The organism is Kordiimonas lacus (assembly GCF_001550055.1).
Taxonomy (GTDB): Bacteria; Pseudomonadota; Alphaproteobacteria; order Sphingomonadales; family Kordiimonadaceae; genus Kordiimonas; species Kordiimonas lacus.
This window is the reverse complement of sequence record NZ_LRUA01000006.1, coordinates 898,433-916,899: the sequence shown is the minus strand read 5'-3', so window position 1 is coordinate 916,899 and position 18,467 is coordinate 898,433. Positions and strand designations below refer to the sequence as shown.

17 protein-coding genes are annotated in these 18,467 nt (G+C 55.9%); 10 read left to right on the top strand and 7 right to left on the bottom strand.

What is annotated here, in order from left to right:
* Positions 1–30 precede the first annotated feature (30 nt).
* Positions 31–546 carry a GNAT family N-acetyltransferase gene (locus KORLAC_RS12490; protein WP_068306999.1) on the bottom strand — a complete coding sequence of 172 codons (516 nt, stop codon included), beginning with the start codon at positions 544–546 and terminating at the stop codon, positions 31–33.
* A gap of 349 nt (positions 547–895) precedes the next feature.
* On the opposite strand from KORLAC_RS12490, the gene KORLAC_RS12485 reads away from it, so the two are divergent.
* The 7 genes from KORLAC_RS12485 to KORLAC_RS12455 all read left to right on the top strand — a co-directional run bounded on the left by KORLAC_RS12485 (position 896) and on the right by KORLAC_RS12455 (position 7,405).
* Positions 896–1,252, top strand: a complete 357-nt coding sequence (locus KORLAC_RS12485; protein ID WP_175445653.1) for a hypothetical protein — start codon at positions 896–898, stop codon at positions 1,250–1,252.
* 140 nt (positions 1,253–1,392) lie between these two features.
* A complete protein-coding gene (gene gatC / locus KORLAC_RS12480; protein WP_068306997.1) occupies positions 1,393–1,683 on the top strand; it encodes an Asp-tRNA(Asn)/Glu-tRNA(Gln) amidotransferase subunit GatC in 291 nt (96 codons plus the stop codon).
* Between the two features lie 9 nt (positions 1,684–1,692).
* On the top strand, positions 1,693–3,168 hold the full coding sequence (gatA, locus tag KORLAC_RS12475; protein WP_068306996.1) for an Asp-tRNA(Asn)/Glu-tRNA(Gln) amidotransferase subunit GatA: 1,476 nt from the start codon (positions 1,693–1,695) through the stop codon (positions 3,166–3,168).
* 5 nt (positions 3,169–3,173) lie between these two features.
* On the top strand, positions 3,174–4,661 hold the full coding sequence (gatB, locus tag KORLAC_RS12470) for an Asp-tRNA(Asn)/Glu-tRNA(Gln) amidotransferase subunit GatB (protein WP_068306995.1): 1,488 nt from the start codon (positions 3,174–3,176) through the stop codon (positions 4,659–4,661).
* 111 nt (positions 4,662–4,772) lie between these two features.
* Positions 4,773–5,462, top strand: coding sequence for a hypothetical protein (locus tag KORLAC_RS12465; protein ID WP_068306994.1), 690 nt, complete (start codon positions 4,773–4,775; stop codon positions 5,460–5,462).
* Positions 5,463–5,760: 298 nt separating this feature from the next.
* The gene (locus KORLAC_RS12460; RefSeq protein ID WP_160328631.1) at positions 5,761–6,870 is read left to right on the top strand and encodes a glycine zipper 2TM domain-containing protein; all 1,110 of its coding nucleotides are present in this window, start codon (positions 5,761–5,763) and stop codon (positions 6,868–6,870) included.
* A 79-nt stretch (positions 6,871–6,949) separates the two neighbouring features.
* The gene (locus KORLAC_RS12455) at positions 6,950–7,405 is read left to right on the top strand and encodes a hypothetical protein (protein WP_068306992.1); all 456 of its coding nucleotides are present in this window, start codon (positions 6,950–6,952) and stop codon (positions 7,403–7,405) included.
* Between the two features lie 81 nt (positions 7,406–7,486).
* Here the strand turns inward: KORLAC_RS12455 and KORLAC_RS12450 are convergent, their stop codons facing one another.
* A complete protein-coding gene (locus KORLAC_RS12450; RefSeq protein WP_068306991.1) occupies positions 7,487–8,143 on the bottom strand; it encodes a hypothetical protein in 657 nt (218 codons plus the stop codon).
* Between the two features lie 147 nt (positions 8,144–8,290).
* Here KORLAC_RS12450 and KORLAC_RS12445 point away from each other — a divergent pair, with 147 nt between their 5' ends.
* The 3 genes from KORLAC_RS12445 to KORLAC_RS12435 all read left to right on the top strand — a co-directional run bounded on the left by KORLAC_RS12445 (position 8,291) and on the right by KORLAC_RS12435 (position 10,769).
* Positions 8,291–9,469, top strand: a complete 1,179-nt coding sequence (locus KORLAC_RS12445; RefSeq protein ID WP_068306990.1) for an ATP-binding protein — start codon at positions 8,291–8,293, stop codon at positions 9,467–9,469.
* A 185-nt stretch (positions 9,470–9,654) separates the two neighbouring features.
* Positions 9,655–9,933 carry an SEL1-like repeat protein gene (locus tag KORLAC_RS12440; RefSeq protein ID WP_068306989.1) on the top strand — a complete coding sequence of 93 codons (279 nt, stop codon included), beginning with the start codon at positions 9,655–9,657 and terminating at the stop codon, positions 9,931–9,933.
* Between the two features lie 77 nt (positions 9,934–10,010).
* Positions 10,011–10,769, top strand: coding sequence for an SDR family NAD(P)-dependent oxidoreductase (locus KORLAC_RS12435; RefSeq protein WP_068306988.1), 759 nt, complete (start codon positions 10,011–10,013; stop codon positions 10,767–10,769).
* A 76-nt stretch (positions 10,770–10,845) separates the two neighbouring features.
* Here KORLAC_RS12435 and KORLAC_RS12430 read toward each other — a convergent pair whose 3' ends face one another.
* The 5 genes from KORLAC_RS12430 to KORLAC_RS12410 all read right to left on the bottom strand — a co-directional run bounded on the left by KORLAC_RS12430 (position 10,846) and on the right by KORLAC_RS12410 (position 18,375).
* A complete protein-coding gene (locus KORLAC_RS12430) occupies positions 10,846–13,515 on the bottom strand; it encodes a zinc-dependent metalloprotease (protein WP_068306987.1) in 2,670 nt (889 codons plus the stop codon).
* A 195-nt stretch (positions 13,516–13,710) separates the two neighbouring features.
* Entirely contained in the window at positions 13,711–14,049 is a 339-nt protein-coding gene (locus KORLAC_RS12425) for a hypothetical protein (protein WP_139167636.1), read from the bottom strand.
* A 77-nt stretch (positions 14,050–14,126) separates the two neighbouring features.
* Positions 14,127–14,639, bottom strand: coding sequence for a DUF6702 family protein (locus tag KORLAC_RS12420; RefSeq protein ID WP_068306985.1), 513 nt, complete (start codon positions 14,637–14,639; stop codon positions 14,127–14,129).
* A 26-nt stretch (positions 14,640–14,665) separates the two neighbouring features.
* Positions 14,666–15,748 (bottom strand): GGDEF domain-containing protein, encoded by a 1,083-nt coding sequence (locus KORLAC_RS12415; RefSeq protein WP_068306984.1) that lies wholly within the window; start codon positions 15,746–15,748, stop codon positions 14,666–14,668.
* Between the two features lie 257 nt (positions 15,749–16,005).
* Positions 16,006–18,375, bottom strand: coding sequence for a M1 family metallopeptidase (locus KORLAC_RS12410; protein WP_068306983.1), 2,370 nt, complete (start codon positions 18,373–18,375; stop codon positions 16,006–16,008).
* Between the last annotated feature and the right edge of the window lie 92 nt (positions 18,376–18,467).

The window sequence follows — 18,467 nt, the reverse complement described above, 5'->3', positions numbered from 1 at the left end:
CCCCTTGGTTAGGCCGGTTCTTCCAGTCTGTTATGGCCACAAGGCCATGATATGGTCGTCAACGGTACGGCCGTCTTCATACCGGACAGCATTTTTCCTGATGCCTTCCTCCTGAAAACCGACCGCCCGGTAGAGCGCTATAGCTGCCAAATTGTCACTGTGGACATGCAGCTCGATCCGCTCGAGTATCTCATGTTTTTGCACCCATTCGGTGAAATGCAAAAGCAGTTTTTTGCCCACGCCCCGACCGCGCCAGTCTTTTGCCACGCTCATGGCAAAACAGGTGGAATGGCGAACGCGGTGCCGACGGTCAGTCCAGCTGTCCAACATCCCAACGATTTTATCACCTGAGGTGGCAAGGAGACAGATTTCATAAGGGCTGCTCTGCTTGCGCGCGATCCAGAAACGTTGCCGCCAGCGACCCATGCGGAATTCTGCTGCCCGCGTAATCAGGTGATTGGCGTCAGCAAAGGTTTCCCTGATATATTCATTCAGGGGTCCAGCGTCAGATGACCTGGCTTCCCGAAGTATAATTTGGTCGCTCAAAGCTCTCATCCCCGCATGCCGCTAACAGCCGATTTGTGCGTGTAGGCGGTGCAAATGCAAGTCGATTCTTGCGGTTTTCCACACAATACAAAATTGTACAGTTGCAACAAGCCGTGTGATTAGGCACTTTTATGTGTGCCTGCCATTCTAAAAATGCAGGGCGCGGGAGGTCAAAATTTCCTCTTTTGATTCGACAACTGACCTGATCGGTTTGAAGGAAGGGTATGGGGACGGGAACTATTCCCTCTATCCCGCAAAAGACGCGCCTGTATTCGGCGAGGACTTCGCAGCCATCTTGAAACATTTCGAAGCGTGCCGGGGCATTCGCGCCTTTAACCAGAAAATAGATGTGTCACCAGTCGCCCTGAAGGCCTACCTGCCGTGGGTGTCGCTGATAGAGCCTCTCTGGGGAGGTGATGGCCGATTGGCAGACGGCCGCGTTACCTTGCATGGTAGCGCAGTAGCCGGCGCCTATAGCGAAATCACCCACAAGCGTGTCCGGGAGGCTCACAAGCCCGATGTGGCCGACCGTGTGATCGCATCCATGCAGCATGCAATTGATATCAGGTCTGCTGTGATCGGGGTGAGTGATGAGCGCCACGTAATGCCGCATGTACGCCTTCATATCCTCTATATGCCGCTGTCGGAAGATGGTGAAACGGTCAATCGTTTCTTTTCCTATGTACGGCTTGATCCGCTCGATTGAAGGCCTGATGGGTCGTCATCGGTGCCAAAGCGCCCAGAATCTGCACCAAAGGGTGGATAAGCCCTTGCTCACAGGGTTGTCAGGCGTTAAGTTCCGCGCTGATTTTACGCATTTTCCTGGCTAGTATCATAGGAATTTTCATGTCGGATATTGATAAGGCAACCGTTGCCAAAATTGCGCGGCTTGCGCGCATCAAAATTGAAGAAGACAAGCTGGAGCCCCTGGCGGGCGAGCTTAACAACATCCTTGGGTGGGTGGAGCAGCTTGACGAAGTGAACACCGACGACATCGAGCCGATGTCGAGCGTGGTGGACGCGAAACTGCGTTGGCGCCAGGACGAAGTGACCGACGGCGACAAGCAGGCTAGCGTTCTCAAGAATGCGCCGAACGCTGAGTATGGCTTCTTCGCCGTGCCAAAAGTAATCGAGTAGGGGGCGGCCATGACGGATTTGACCAAACTGACGATCGCGGATGCCCGCGACCTTCTGAAAAAGGGCGACATTACGTCCCGCGAGCTGACGGAAGCGCATATCGAAGCCGTTGAAGCGGCGGATGCGCTGAATGCCTATATTGCCAAGACGCCTGAGATGGCGCTGGAGATGGCCGACAAGGCTGACGCCAAAATCAAGGCGGGCGAGCAAACCGGCATGACCGGTATCCCAGTAGGCATCAAAGACCTGTTCGCCACCAAAGGCGTGCACACGCAGGCCTGTTCGCACATCCTTGACGGCTTCAAACCAGAGTATGAGAGCACGGTTTCCCAAAAGCTTTGGGACGACGGCGCTGTGATGCTTGGCAAGCTGAATATGGATGAGTTCGCAATGGGCTCGTCGAACGAAACCAGCTATTACGGCCCGGTGAAAAACCCATGGCGCCGCGGCGATACCGACACGGTACCTGGTGGTTCTTCTGGTGGGTCCGTGGCTTCCGTGGCCGGCTTTGCCGCGATGGGCGCAACGGCCTCCGACACCGGCGGTTCCATCCGCCAGCCAGCGTCCTTCACCGGCACGTTTGGCTTCAAGCCAACTTATGGCCGCTGCTCCCGCTACGGCATGGTGGCGTTTGCGAGCTCACTCGACCAGGCAGGTACGATTACCCGCACGGTTCGTGACGGCGCGATCATGATGGAAAGCATTGCCGGTTTTGACGCCAAGGACAGCACCAGCGTTGATCTGCCTGTGCCGAACTTTGAAGCGGCGCTCACGGGCGACATCCGCGGCATGAAAATCGGTATCCCGCAGGAATATCACCTGGCAGGCATGCCGGGCGAAATTGAAGCGCTGTGGCACCAGGGCATTGAGTGGATGAAGGCCGCGGGCGCGGAAATCGTCGATATCAACCTGCCGCATACCAAATATGCGCTGCCGACCTATTATATCGTGGCGCCGGCTGAGGCTTCCTCGAACCTGGCGCGCTATGATGGCGTTCGCTACGGCCTGCGCGAGACCGTGCAGGGCGGTGGCCTTGTGGACATGTATGAAGCAACCCGTGCCGCTGGCTTTGGCGACGAAGTGAAGCGCCGGATCATGATTGGCACCTATGTGCTGTCCGCCGGTTACTATGACGCTTACTATCTGAAGGCCCAGAAGGTGCGGCAGCTGATCGCGAATGATTTCAAGCGCGCTTTTGAAAAGGTTGACGCGATCCTGACGCCAACTGCGCCATCGGCGGCGTTTGCGCCAGGTGAAAAGTCTGACGATCCGATTGCCATGTACCTGAATGACGTCTTCACCGTTCCGGCGTCGCTTGCGGGCCTGCCGGGCTCCAGCGTTCCGGCAGGGCTTGATGCCAATGGCCTGCCGCTTGGCCTGCAGATCCTGGGTAAGCCATGGGATGAAGAAACCGTATTCAAAGTATCGGGTGTGATGGAAGAGGCCGCGAACTTTACGGCCAAACCCGCAGAGTGGTGGAGGTAAGCGTCATGAGCAATTATCGTATTCAAGGCGCCACAGGTGATTGGGAAGTTGTCCTCGGTCTTGAGGTCCACGCCCAGGTCGTCTCCAACGCCAAACTGTTTTCCGGTGCATCTACTGAATTCGGCGCTGAGCCAAACGCGCAGGTGTCGCTCGTTGACGCGGCCATGCCCGGCATGCTGCCAACCATCAACGCAGAATGTATCCGCCAGGCGGTGCGCACAGGCCTCGCACTCGGTGCCCAGATCAACAAATTCTCGGTCTTTGACCGCAAGAACTATTTCTATGCCGACCTGCCGCAAGGCTATCAGATCAGCCAGTTCAAGCACCCGATCGTGGGTGAGGGCACTGTCACGCTGGATATGGGCGACGGCAAAACCAAAGACGTGGGCGTGGAGCGTATCCACCTTGAGCAGGATGCGGGCAAGTCCATGCACGACCAGCACCCACAGCTGACCTACGTCGACCTGAACCGGTCTGGCGTGGCGCTGATGGAAATCGTCTCCAAACCGGATATGCGCAGCCCTGAAGAGGCCGGCGCTTACCTGACGAAGCTGCGCACCATCCTGCGCTATATCGGCACTTGCGACGGCAATATGGAGCAGGGCAGCATGCGGGCGGATGTGAACGTTTCTGTGCGCAAGCCGGGTGACCCACTGGGCACACGCTGCGAGATCAAGAACGTGAACTCTATCCGCTTTGTGCGTCAGGCGATCGAGTATGAAGCACAGCGCCAGGTGGACATTCTGGAAGAAGGCGGCGTGATTGACCAGGAAACGCGCCTGTTCGACCCGTCCAAAGGCGAAACGCGGTCCATGCGGTCCAAGGAAGAAGCACACGATTACCGCTACTTCCCTGACCCCGACCTGCTGCCGGTCGAGTTCGATGATGCTTTCATTGAAGCCGCGCGCGAAAGCCTGCCTGAACTGCCGGACGACAAGAAGGCCCGTTTCGTTGAGGAACTGGGCGTGTCTGACTATAACGCCAGCGTGCTTGTGGGTGAGAAAGAGTCCTGTGACTATTTCGAAGACCTTCTGTCGGCGCTCGCGGAGAAAACAGGCAAGCCAGCCCAGAAACTGGCGGCCAAGGCTTCCAACTGGGTAATGGGTGACCTTTTCGGTGCGCTCAATAAAGCCAGCAAAACCGTGAACGAAAGCCCGGTATCCGCCAAGCAAGGCGCTGACCTTCTGGCGCTGGTCGAGGACGGTACAATTTCTGGCCGGATTGCCAAGGACGTGTTCGAGATCATGTTCGAGACCGGCAAGGACGCCGAGGTGATCGTTGAAGAAAAAGGCCTGAAACAGGTTTCTGACACAGGCGAGATCGAAAAGATCATCGACGAAGTGATTGCGGCCAACCCGGCACAGCTGGAACAGTACCGTGCAGGTAAGGACAAGCTGATCGGCTTCTTCGTGGGGCAGGTGATGAAAGCCACGGGCGGCAAGGCCAACCCAGGCATGGTGAACCAGCTTCTGAAGCCGAAACTGGACGGCTAGTCAGCCTCGACTTTGTCAAAATTTCAGATCACAGTAAAAGCCACCGGTATTGCCGGTGGTTTTTCTTTATGCTAGTATTGTTATATTATAACCATTCCGGTGGGGGTCATCATGAAAAACTGGATTGTGTTCGGGTTGTTCTTCGTGCTTGCGGCGTGTGGCGGCGACGAGGTCCCTCAGGCGCAGTTTGCATCGCCGCAGACCGGGTGGCGGCATGAAGCGGGTGGCGACCTTCGCCATGGACCGAGCGGTATCGGCTTCCCGGAAGCGGTTGGCGCCTATAAGCGCATCAGGGTTATTGACTTCGCCAAGGACGGCAGTGATGTGGGTGTGGTTTACAAAGCGCCGGAGGGGCCAGACGGCGCTGCTGACGAAATCACGCTTTATGCGACCTATCATGAAGGTATCTCGGCACAGCAATATCTGAATTCCGCGACGCAGGCGATTGTCGACCGTTTCGAAGGGCTTGAATTTGTTCAGGAAGGCACCTTTACCCCTGAAGGCGGAAACCCAATTGTCGGGCCGTACCGGTTGTTCAAGATCACGCTTGGCGGAACCGACTACCGTACAGGCGTCTGGGTGGCCAAGGATGGCAACTGGATGCTCAAGGCACGGTTCACTTATCCAGCCAACAAGGATGAAGTCGCGGCCCTCGTCGATGCCATGATGTCGGAACTGTCAGCTTCCACGCCAGAGGGTGTGAGCCCCATAAGCTATACGGTGACCAACAACGAAGGCGTCGCCCTGGATATGGTGCCTGTGGCGGACGTGCTCAAGGCTGTGCGGTGGTCGGAACGCTAGCCAAACATCGAAGCAGGGCACCAGATTCGATGCAATTTTACCTGCCTCAATTTTGCCACTAGCGCGTTTCAAGCTTCCTTTAAGTTCAGTGTTGAGCCAGGAAGTGATGGGAGAATTCAGCTTTCGCAGCCTGCCAGCTGGAGCAAATAACATCGTATGCACGAACAAGCATGCGATGTTTTTGCGCAATCAAACGGTACCTATTCCAAGCTTTCCTACAGCCTGCGCCGGGGTTCATGCACCGTTCAGTTTCCTTGGGGTATCTTTGGCCTCATGATAGAAGGAGGGTATGATGCGAATGACATCCCTTAAACTGTGGGCCCCGCTTTTGATGGCAACAACGATGCTTGCTTTGCCATCGGTTGAGGTGGCGGCAGACGACAAGAAAGAGCGCCGGGCCGAGCACCGCCGCGAGGCAGCCGCTGAACAGCGCCGGGAAGCTCGGCAGCATGCACCCCGCCGGGTTCGGACTGAGCAGCGTGCCCCAAGGCAAGTGCGCAGCGAACCGCGCGCCCCAAGGGAAGTCCGTACGCAGGAGCGCTCCACCCGTCAAACGGGGCGGGAAAGGTCCAGGCGGGGCAATGCCAGTGACCGGCGCGATGTGCACAATGACGGTGGTCGCCAGGTCTTTCGAGAAGAGCGTCGTGCGCGGACCGACGCCAGTCGTACGCGTGCAGAGGCCAACCGGGAAAGACGCAGCTACGACACGCGTGAAAACTGGCGGTCCCAGCACCGTGGCCGTGACCATCAGCGAAGCAGCAGTTGGTGGCGGGACCGTAGCCGCGACAGGGACCGTTATTGGGACCGCCGGTATGACCGGGACTATAGCCGCGGTTACTGGAAAGGCTACAGGAAGGGATATCGCCACAGCTATCACAGCTGGTGGTATGGTGTGCCCAGCTACACAAGTTATTATTACTTCGGCCACTGGCCTTATTATTCCGGGTACTGGAATGCCCATGCCTCCTGGCGGTGGCACAACCATCACCATCACTATCACTATGGTGGCTATTGCCCGGGCTTCGACTATCATTATGATACCCATTATTCGGTGGGCTACCATGGTGGCGGGTCCGGTAATGTCGCCGGCACGATCCTTGGTGGTGTGATTGGCGGTATCCTGGGGTCTGAGATCGATGGCGGCCGCAACCGGTCAGCTGGCATTGTTATCGGTTCGCTCGTGGGCATGGCGATCGGCAATGCGGCAACAAGCGACGATGGTTATAGCTCCAGGTCATATGACTATGATGGCTATGACGGCTACCGCAGCAACGACCCGAACCGCTACTCGCTTGAGGATGACGTCTACAATCCGCCGCGGGAAGTGCGCAAATGCATCGAGTATGCGTATCGGCAAGGCGAATATGTCTGCCGTAAATGGGAAGTCGAGTATCAGTATGATGACTGACCCAGTCTAAACAGTTGATTGAACAAAGCGATCAAGGCTACCGTGTGCAAGCGCGGTAGCTTTTTTGATGGGGGCGCAAATGATTGCAAGGCTGAAACGGGTCACTCACCCGTATGACCAGATCTTTTTCGAACTGAACCTTGGCAGTGCTGTACGCATTGAAGACCCTCAAAGCTTTGATGTTGAGGGGACATGGGGTGTTCTTGAAGATTATCAGGTGGTTGGCTTCGTAGGGCTTGAGGACAAGACCCATGTGATTCATGGGGGGCAATATTTTGCTGTTACAGGATGTGCGGTACGAGACGATCTCGACCAGTTCTGGTTGGGCCTGCTTGCCGTGTTAAGGCTTCGCAAAGGCCGTTTGGAGCTTGCCCTGACACCGGAGGAGGGCGACCAAATCGTGCTTACGGACAATGCCCTGCACCAGCGGTTCGAGTTTCTTGAGGATGATCATTCGCATATCTTCCATCATATCGATTTTGTTATGAACCATTTGCAGAGGACGCAGGAAGCGCTGCGGAAATTGCGCAGCTAAAAAGGCGGCAAAAGCCGCCTTGTCAGGGATTTCAAATTTGGACCGGTTTGGGCAGGGCGGTTGCCTGACCATGCTTGGCTGCTAGCCTGCTGGCTCGTCGGCAGGTTCAAAGTCCTCAAGCCCGTCACTTTCATATTTGCGCGGGACATAGCCCTGGTCTTGCGGCTCATAGGTGCCATAACGGTCCGCGTCTTCATAGGCATTGTGGTCAAGCCGGATGCGCGTCCGGTCTCCGCTGAACACCAGAATAACCGGGGTGCCTTCAGCGAAGGGATGGCGGTCAGCCTGAACAATGGTGATCAGGTTCCCGCTTTCGGTGCGGATGATATATTCAAAGCCTGACGTCTTGCTGCCTGCTTTATCGATACTGTTGCCGATCAGGCCCCCCAGTAGCGCACCGCCGATAGCACCAATGACATTTTCTGCGCCGCTGTTGCCGACGGTGGAGCCCGCGGCTGCACCAATACCAACGCCTGCAGCTGTGCCGACGCCGCTGTTGGATTTTCGGATTTCGACCCACCGATAGCTGTCCACGACACCGCGTTCCACACGCCGGGCTTCACCGACAGCATACGAGTCATAACTATGGGGTGAAACGGATTGGCTACACGCTGTTGCAGTCAAGGCGAGTGGCAGCAAAAGCGCCAGTTTTTTATTGTTGAGAGACATGGTGCTGAACTCCTGGTTTTCCTCACCCATGAAATATTTGCCAGAAACGCGGCCATTTAATGGCAGCAATCTTTGTTCTCCTGAACCATACGCGTGTGGGTCTGAATGGCCGATGAACGGCTTTTTCGCCCCTGTCGCAAAGGCGCAATGAAACTGTCATCACACCGTAACGACCGCTGCTGATAAGGGCATGAAACAGTGAGGAACCATAAGTAGATGCAAGACATCACCTTAATTTCGGCACCTGTTCGGCCCGAGGTGCCGGAAGCACATTGTGGCACGGTGTTTGAGCGTTTTCAGGCAGACCCAAACCTTGTTGCCATCCCGGTGCTCCAGCGCGGTGTGCCGATCGGCCTTCTCAAGCGAACCGAATTCCTGGTGCGACTTGCCGACCGTTTTGGGCGTCCGCTCTATGAAAACAAGCCAGTGACTGAGCTGATGGACCACGCCCCACTTATCGTGGACCAAGACATGTCCATCGACAGTCTCTATGCGATGCTGATTGATGACCAGCGGCATGCGCTTCAGGAAGGCTTTATTGTCACAGAAGGAGGCCTCTATAAGGGCATTTGTACGTCACATACGCTTCTCCAGCTCCATATGAAGCGGGCAGAACAGCGGATGCGGGCGCTCGACGCTGCCCGAATTGAAGCAGAGGCCGCCACCCGTGCCCGCAGCCAGTTTCTGGCCAATATGAGCCATGAGCTCAGGACGCCGCTCAATGCCGTGATTGGGTTTGCAGATTTTATTCTGGCGGAGCAAGCCAGGGGGCGATCGCCGGACAATGTCTGGGGCTATGTGGCGGATATTCGGGACAGCGGGTCTCATCTTCTGGGCGTGATCAACTCGATCCTCGATTTTTCAAAAATCGAGGCCAATGCGTTCAGCCTGCGGGAAGATTACGAGGCGCCACAGGAGATTATTCACAGGGTGGTGCGCATGATGACCGCAGCTGCGCGAAAGAAGAAGATTATCCTGAAGGCGGATGTTGAAGACCTGGGTGTAGAACTTTTTGCTGACCTCCAAGTGGTGAAGCAGATGTTGATCAATCTCGTTTCCAATGCTGTAAAATTTTCACCGGACGGCTCAGAAGTGACTGTATCGCAGAAACTCACTGTAGATGGCGGTATCGAGATCGTGGTGTTGGACAACGGCCCAGGCATGAACCAGCAGCAGCTTGAAATGGTTTTGCAGCCCTTCATTCAGGGAGATGTCGGGCTTTCGCGGCGACATGAAGGCACTGGCCTTGGGCTACCTTTGGTGAAAGCGTTTGCAGAAGCCCATGACGGCAAGCTTGTTCTGGAGAGCCAGCCTGGGGTTGGGACCCGCGCAGTGATCCGATTCCCGGCGGATCGGTCTGTAACGCGAGAAGGTCGCGAATACGCTTACATCTAAGTGGCACTGGTTGGCCTATTTGCTTCTGGTTTTCAGAAAATTTTGCTATGCTCGCCAATGAGCACTGCCGCAAAGAAGCAGCTGCCGGTCCGTTCAAACATTTATGTGTGTCTCCCACTGTGGCGTTTTTCACAGGCGGCGGGCGCGTGCCTGTTTCGCTCTGCCGATAGGGATGGAGGAATGGTATGGGACAAAAAGACCGGGATTTATTCGACTATGTAGCTGAACGTATCGCCAAGGCAGAAGCCGGTGCGCCTGATGCACTTTATGACCTTGGGCTGTTGTATTCCACGGGCCAAGGGGTCCAGCGCGACTATATCCAGGCACACAAATGGTTCAATCTGGCTGCTATCAGGGGCCTTTCGCGCGCCCAGGTGGACCGGTGTGAGCTCGCCAAGGATATGAGCCGTCAACAGATTGCTGAGGCCCAGCGCCAAGCTAGGGAATGGCTGCAGGTGCATTGATGGCGTCTTTGCCAAAGAGCCATAGTCAAACGCCGTAAAAAAACTATACTGCCCCAAACAAACAGGAGCGGGGCAGCATGATCCATTTTTCCGAAAACCAGACTTTTCTTGTAACCGGTGCATCACGCGGCATTGGGGCTGCAACTGCGCGCATTCTGCTTGAGGCAGGCGCGTCCGTGGTTGGCAGCTACAACTCAAGTGAGGGCGCCTTGAATGACCTGCAGGCTGAATTTGGCCAGGATCGTATTCTGGCGGTGCGGTCTGATCTGGGGGAATTGGGAGCCGGAAAGGCGCTGTGGAGTGAGGCGATGGCTTTTAAAGGTCGCCTGGATGGGTTGGTGAACAATGCCGGGATCATGCCGGAAACCCCACTGGACCTGTCTGATGATGCCTGGCACCAGGCATGGTCAGATGTCATGACCGTGAATGTACAAGCCGTGGCGGACCTGTGCCGTGAAGCGATCCGCGATTTTGGTAAAACCGGGGGCGGTAGGATTGTCACGATCGCAAGCCGTGCATCCTTCCGGGGGGACGGCCCGGAGTATCTGAATTATGCCGCGAGCAAGGGCGCTGTTGTGTCCCTGATGCGCTCCATTGCCCGGGGGTTCGCCGACAAGGGCATCTATGCCTTCACCATTGCGCCCGGCTGGGTGAAAACCGACATGGCGTCTGTGGCGTTTGAGCCAGGCAACGAATGGATGCTTAAGGAAGTACCGATGGGCGCGGCAGCCCCACCAGAGAATATCGGTAGCATGGTCGCCTTTTTCCTGAGTGGGCTGATCGATCATTCCACAGGCTGTGCGATCGATATCAACGGGGCAAGCTACGTGCGCTGAATGGTGTTAAGCGACAGAAACAAAAAACGGCGCCTAGTGGGGCGCCGTTTTCATTTGGTTGATATTCACTGGCCTTCTAGCCCTTGTGTACCTCAAGTGCTTTCTCGATCAGGAAGGCCAGGTGGTCACGGTGCGCGCGGGTTGCTGCGTCACCCCGCCAGCGGGCCATATCCTTGCCCAGTGTCTTGAGCGAGGAGAAAGCGTTGGAGCGGGCGACATAGTCATAGTCGTCACTTTCCAGGATGCCGATCAGGCGCTTCACATAATGCACCTGCAGTTCCTGGCGGAAGGTGTTTACGGCACCGCGGCTGTCATCTTCAAAGATGGCGTCCGTCAGGTCCGTCATCATCTCCGTGACATCGTAGCTGTTGCCGTAAAGTCCGCTGTCCGTGATCCGCATCAGCGTGTTCGGGTGCAGCAGGTGAGCCAGAATGTCTGCCTGGATGCTCAGCGCCCGGCCATGCAGGGCAGGGTCTTCATTCGACGTGAAGTGGAAGAAACCACGGCGCTGGATTGCCAGATGCTGGAACAGGGCAGGGTCAGCCTGGAAGGCATCTGGCGCGAAGATATAGTCGCGAAGCAGCTTCATGGCTTGTTCCTGCTTGTCTTTCTCCACCGGACGATACGGCGCTGTGGCACCGTCCTGGCCTGCGACCGCTCGGTCTACATACACGCCGCCCACATAGCGGCTTGCTACGCGGCCCTGCCAAGCCATGTCCGCTGTCAGGATCAGATAGGCGTTCCTGAGTTCCTGATAGCTTTGGCCTTCTGTGGTGAACTTCGCCCGAAGTTTGCCCATGGCGTCGCGGTCAAGCCTCAACCGGTCCTGCGCGAACTGAACGGCGTCGTCCGTCATGTCATAGATGTTAACGCGCGGGTCAATGGCTTTGCCGGGTGCCCGCATGTCGTCGGCGTCATTGCCGAACACCAATGCTTTTTCCGTCGAGCGCGCCAGATGCGCTTCCATCTTGGCCGGGTCATCCAGATCCGGGTCATAGCCAAACTGGATGGCCCAGATGTCATAAGTCCCTGGCGTGACGGTGTAATAATGCGCCTGCTTTTCACCCGGAGGGGCGAAGTTGATGCTTGGATAGTCCATTACGGAGCCCGCGAGGCCGTTCGCCTGCTTGTCGATGTCATGGGCTTCGTCATAGGCGCGGGCCTGGGTGGCTTTCATATTGTGGTTGAGACCAAGCGTGTGCCCCACTTCGTGCAGCATCAGGTAATAGATGGCTTCTTCCACCAGCTTTTCACTGGCCTGTGGGCCGGCTTCGTTGATGGCTGCCAGCGTTTTACCCAGCATATTGTTGATCTGCAGGTGGCCTGCGAGGTTACAGTTGCGCCCATGGCCTTTAACAGATGCCATGAAGTCTTCCATCTGGCTGTCCTGGCTCTCCAGGCCAAGAGCCGCGCTTTCAAACACCTTGCTGGCGTTCATGCGGTTGGTCAGGAAGGTATATTCGAGCATGATGTCAGCGGCCAGGATCTGGCCAGTGCGTGGGTTGGAGAAGCTTGGGCCATAACCGCCAAACGGAGGCTGCGGGCTGGAAGTCCAGCGCAACACGTTATAGCGGATGTCACCTGCGTCCCATTCAGCGTCGTCAGGCTGCTCTTTCACCACCACTGCGTTTTTGAAGCCAGCTGCTTCAAACGCAATGTTCCAGGCTTCAACTGCCTTTCGGATGGTCGGGCGCAGCTCGGTTGGTGTTGTGTTTTCAATCCACCAGGTGATCGGCTCCACAGGCTCTGAAATCTCGGCGCTTGGGTCCTTCTTCACCAGGTTCCAGCGGTTGATCATGTCACGCCACGGGGTTGCGCCGTGGTCTGTCATGTCGTTGACATAGTCCAGGAAGTAGCCAACGCGGGGGTCGTCAAAACGCGGCTTGAAATCATTTTCAGGCATGGCCACCAGCGTGTGCTGAACGGAAACGGTCACGTTCCGGGCATCCGTAATCTCAAACCATTGACCGCGGTTCATCGGCGTTGGGTTGGAGTAAACATAATTGACCGTGACGGCCGTGTTTTCCGGATAGTTGTTGACCGCCTGGATCTTGGTTTTTGCGCTATTCAGCTTGCCCAGGTTGAAACGCTCCCATGGCTTGAGGCGCGGATTGGGTGTTGGCTTGACCTGGTCGAACGCTTCGGACTGGAACAGGCCGGTCACACTGATCAGATAGCTTTTGCCGTCTTCGGATTTGGCGTCGATCGTGTGGGTCGCGATGGTCGCCGATGAAATATTGGCGTCCTTGGCTTTCGACAGTGCATTGTCGGGATCGAAATAGAAGTAAGGGTTCACTTCAACGAATTCGAGCTTGTTGAAATGCTTCTCGATGCGGAAGACTTTCTGCTGCCGGTATTGGCCGCGGAAATGTCCACCTTCAACCACGCCGTCAGCGGTATGGGAGAAATAGATGAACTCCTTGCCAAGCTGGTCTTCGCGGACCTCCATCATCAGAGAGCCGTTCTTGGGGTCCTGATACATTTTAAAGAGGCCATCAAGTTCGGTCATGTCCTTGACCTTTTCAGCGATGGTTTTCTCTTTTTTCTTTTTATCTTCGTCTTCGGCTTCTTCAGCCTTGTCGTCGGCCTTTTCTTCTTTGGCCTCTGCGTCCTCATCCTGTTTCTTGGCAACTGCCGGTTTGGCCGGCTTGTCATCTTCTGCGGCGATTGTCGGCGCGACAAATGCCACTGCGCCCAGGGCAACGCCTGTCAGCAGGAAACGGAATTTTTGGTCTAGGTTTTTCACCTTGCTTCTCCTCGATGTAGTGGCCGCTTTGGCGCGGTCCTCCCCTTAATCCCAGCTATCGCGTGTCCCACGCGCCGGGTCCTTATTGTCCCATAAGAAAAAAACGAGTGTCACCACCCCGTTCAGGCAAGTCAATGCCTGTGTGTTCGTCTGATCCTTCAGGGAAAACAGTTCGTCGCATTTCGGCGGGTGGACTTAGCGTGCCAGCCGGACCGATTCTTCAAAGCCTGCCACAAAGGCGTTACAGCCTTCTGCAGGTTCACGGGCGGCCGCGCCTGCCAGGACATTCTTGAATTCCAGCTTGCCCAAGACTTTTTCATAGTCGTCCTTGGCAAGGATCGCCAAGCGGGCTTCCGCCTTGGTGACGAACTCGTCGATCATGTCCTCGTCAGCTTTGCAGTATTGAGCGCCGCCAGCGATAATTGCGCTGCTGCGGGCGAACCTCAGGAGCTCGCTTTCGTCTGCGTGAGACGCTGGAAAGCCGCTGCCGATCATGGTGGCCATCATAAGGCCCAGTGCGATGTTATTTTTCATTGCCATCATTCTTGTTCTTGATACCTGACGTCACATTAGCGAGGCAAAATGTGGCATGCAAGTGACCTCACGAATATTTAGGGGAACTCGAATTCAAGTGGTTCGCCACTGGACGCGATGTCGCCAGCAATACGTTGACCTTTCACCAGCGCAATGACCGAGTTGACCTGACCCGGCAGGCGATCGATCAGCAGGCTGTTCATGACTTCCATGCGTTCCGGCGCCTCTGGCAGGTCGCTTTCAAGGTACACGAACACTTCCTGGTCGCGGTACTCGAGCCCCAGGAAGGTCAGGTCTACCGGATCGCCATTCACCACAATGCGCAAGTGATCGGCCATAAGGGGGGCGGTGCCACTTTCCAGCAGATCAAAATGTTCCGGGTTCAGGAAGCTCAGCCGACTACCGTGATCAATGGACACCCGCGCCTCCAGAAGTTCAGCATGAATCTGCATGATTACTTCCAGCGACTGGTCGCTTTGGTTCCATTCAATTTCTGTGAGCGTGGCAAAAGCGTTGTGGGCCCAGGCGCCTGTTGTAGCAAGCGCAAGGAAGGTCAGATGCACGGCGTAGGTGCGCAGTGTTTTTATCATTACAGGTCAACTTCTAAAGTAAAGGATCAGGCTGTCGCGTATTCAAAGCCAACGACACGGTTTCTGCCGTAGGCTTTGGCACTATAGAGCGCCTGGTCGGCCCGGTCGAGGGCCGGCTCAATGGTGATTTCTTCCTGCATCCACTGGGCCACACCAATACTGGCCGTGAAGCGGAATTTTTCAGCCTCGCAGACGGTCTGGTTTTTGGCGGTCGCCTTGCGGATGTCTTCTGCGAGGCGGATGGCCTCATGCATGTCTGAGCCGGGCAGGATAGCGGCGAATTCCTCGCCACCCATACGGCCCACAAATCCCTTTTCGCCAACGCAGGTCTTGGCAATATTGGCGAAATCCTTGATCGCCACATCGCCAGCAGCGTGGCCATAGGTATCATTGATGCGCTTGAAGTGATCAATATCCATCATGATCACCCATATTTCGGTGTTCTTTGCACTGGACACGGCTTCTTCCCCGCGGGATGTAAAGCGCCGGCGGTTCAGCAGGCCGGTCAGGGAATCTGTATTTGCAAGACGCCGCAGTTCAGCCTGTTTGGCCTCGAGCTCTGCCTTGGCATGATACAGTTGTTCCGCCAGTTCTGCGGTGCGGGCGGCATCGGCCTCCACCATGGACTGGTGCATGGCGCTGTCGTGGTTGGCCTGCTGGACATGGGTAATGTCACGCAGAAACCAGATGCGTTTTCCTTCATCGTCAAGGGGGCGCGTGTTGCGTTCGATCACGCGGCCGTCCTTGAGGTTCAGCAGTTCGGAAAACTGGATGTCTGGCGATGCCAGCACAGCGTCGACAACCTGGTCGGCCTGGGACCGATCACCTAGCTCACGGTGCCAACCATCAAACAGCTTCTTGATATCGCTTGTTGGGTCGAAATTGGTGATCAGGCGCTGGGCGACGGCATTAGCCGTCAAGACGCGACCGTCAATGCCGGAAATCACCACGCCGTCCGGTAGGCGGTCAGGGTCCAGCAGCACCTTACCTGAGGCCCGCGGCCTCTGGGGTGATTTCAGGATGCCATAAAGCGTGAGCAGGAACAGCGCACCGAGAAGCAGGAGACCGGCAATAAACAAGGGAAGCTCAAACGGCACATCGCTACCCATTCCACGCCCAAGCAAAAGAAGCGTGAATGAAGCTAATCCCAAAATTGCTTTAGCTATATCTAGCTTAGCCATAGTTTCCGCAAAAAATCCTCCGACCCCGCAGGCAAAGGACCCCACATCGCGGTCATTGTCAAGTGGTCAGCCCGGGTCATCACCAGACTACCGTGCCAAAAGTAAAATTTTGGAGAATACGGGCAAAAAAAGAAAGGGAGGCCAGAGCCTCCCTTGTGTCTGCTGGATGCGAGTGTGCGTCCGGATTAATCCTTCTTGGGCGAATCAGCTTGTTTCTCGCCGTCCAGAACTTCCTTCATCAGGTTACGGGACGCTTTGCGCTTATAAAGTTCAACCCGCGACATCACTGGCTTGGCCGGCCAGGCGTTGTTGGTCTCATCGGCGTCTGCGATTTCATGATAGGGATCAAGGGTTACTGACTTGATCTCTTTGTCACGAACCAGAAGCTTGGTCACCTTCTGGGCATTTTCGCGCCAGATTTCCGCAGGGATGCGAACTTCCTCGCGGCTTCCGTCCTGATATTCCACGTCGAGGACAAGCGGCATCACCAAGCCACCGATATTCTCAAAGTCGATGAAATAGAGTTCATGGCCAAACTTCAGCAGCTCTTTTTCCCAGTCCTTGAGGTCCTTGAGCTTGCCCGCATAAGCCTTCTTCTGCTTCTCTGTCACAATGAAATCGTCGTTTTCATTGTAGAAATCCAGAAGATCCGGGAAGCGGTCCACCCGGTGCTGGAAGCCTGCCGCCTGATCGCGCATCTCGCCGATATAGACCTTGTCCTTGCGGTCTTCTTCGCGCTTGATCGGGTTCTCGACCTCTGGGTCCTGGGTGTTGATGCGAGCGTGGGTAACGCCAGTGACGGCAATATCCACATGGTCGGTCGTGTACCACCAGCCGCGGAAGAACCAGTCAAGATCCTTGGCGCTGGCGTCTTCCATGGTGCGGAAGAAGTCGGCCGGGTAGGGGCGTTTGAATTTCCAGCGGCGGCTATATTCATGGAAGGCGAAATCAAAGAGTTCGCGGCCCATGATGGTCTCGCGCAGGATATTCAGCGCAACCGCAGGCTTGGTATAGGCGTTGGGGCCATAGCCGATGATACTGTCTGACTGTGTCATGATCGGCGTCTGGTCCGGGCTTGTCATATAGGAAATGACGCCTTTTGGTACAGACCGGCGAGCCGGGTAATCGGCTTCCCACTCACGCTCTGCCATGGTTTGCAAGAAGCTGTTGATGCCTTCATCCATCCATGCCCAGTTGCGTTCGTCGGTGTTTACGACCATTGGGAAATAAATATGCCCGATTTCGTGGATCACGACAGAGATCAGCCCATACTTGGTGCGCCGCGAATAGGTACGTGTTTCCGTACCATCATCGTTTTTCTCAATCTCCACCGGATAGCCGTTGGATGTGATCATCGGATATTCCATACCGCCGCCAATCGGTCCGTGCACGGACCAGGCGACAGGGTAGGGGTATTCAAACGAATAACGGCTGTAGGTGTCCAGCGTGTGGGCAATGGCCTGGGTCGAATATTTATCCCAAAGCGGCATGGCTTCGTCAGGATAGAGCGACATGGCCATCACAGTACGACCGCTGTCCGGCAGTTTCACGCCCCAGGCATCCCAGACGAACTTGCGCGACGTTGCAAAGGCGAAATCGCGCACATTATCGGCCTTGAAGTGCCAGGTTTTGGTGGCGTCCGTGCCTTCTTTTTCGTTCTCCAGTGCTTCTTCGCGGTTCACGATGAAGACGGGGCGGTCAGCAGTGCGCGCTTCTTCAAGACGGTCCCGCTGTTCCTTGGTCAGCACGTCTTTCGGGTTCTGCAATTCACCGGTTGATCCAACGATATGGTCGGCGGGAACAGTGATTTCGACATCATAGTCGCCAAACTCCAGCGTGAACTCGCCAGTACCTAGGAACTGTTTATGCTCCCAGCCCGCAAGGTCTGTATAAGCTGCAAGGCGCGGGAACCACTGGGCGACAAAATAGATGTCGTTGCCGTGGCGCTCATAGGGCTGATAGCCGCCGCGTGCCCACATGGCCTTGCCTTCAGGCACGTTGAAATGCCAATCGATGGCGAAATCGAAGCTGGCGCCAGGCTTCAGCGGCTTGGGCAGGTCGATGCGCATCATGGTATCGACCACGGTATATTTCAGGTCCTTGCCACCGGATTGCACGCTATTGAGGTTGAAACCCCAATCCTTGCCTTCGGTGCGGGCAATGAAACGCAGCGTCGAATAGCCCATCTTTTTGGATGCTTTTTCGCCCATGTCCATTGTGGTGTAGGCGTCCGAGTGCTTGGCGAAACGATTCTGGTCCAACTGCAGCCAGAGGTACGTCAGCGTATCCGGGCTGTTGTTCTTATAGTGGATGGTCTCTGAACCGTGAATCTGGCGGGCCTTTTCGTCCAGCCGCACCTTGATCTTATAATCGACCTCTTGCTGCCAATAGGCATGCCCCGGCGCACCTGAAGCGGTGCGATAAACGTTAGGGGTGGGAAGATCGGCTTCCAGCTGTCGGAATTTGTCCCTGAACGATCCTTTGGTCTGTTCATTGGCGTCACCGTGGGCCGGGAAGGCAACCAAAGCTGCCAAAAGAATCCCGAAAAGTCTCATGTTTCTGCCCTCACTAGGTTGGGTTGTTAGCTTTTGTTGGGCGCGACCCTAGGCCACAAAATCCGTCTGGGCAAGACTATGGCGAAAATGTG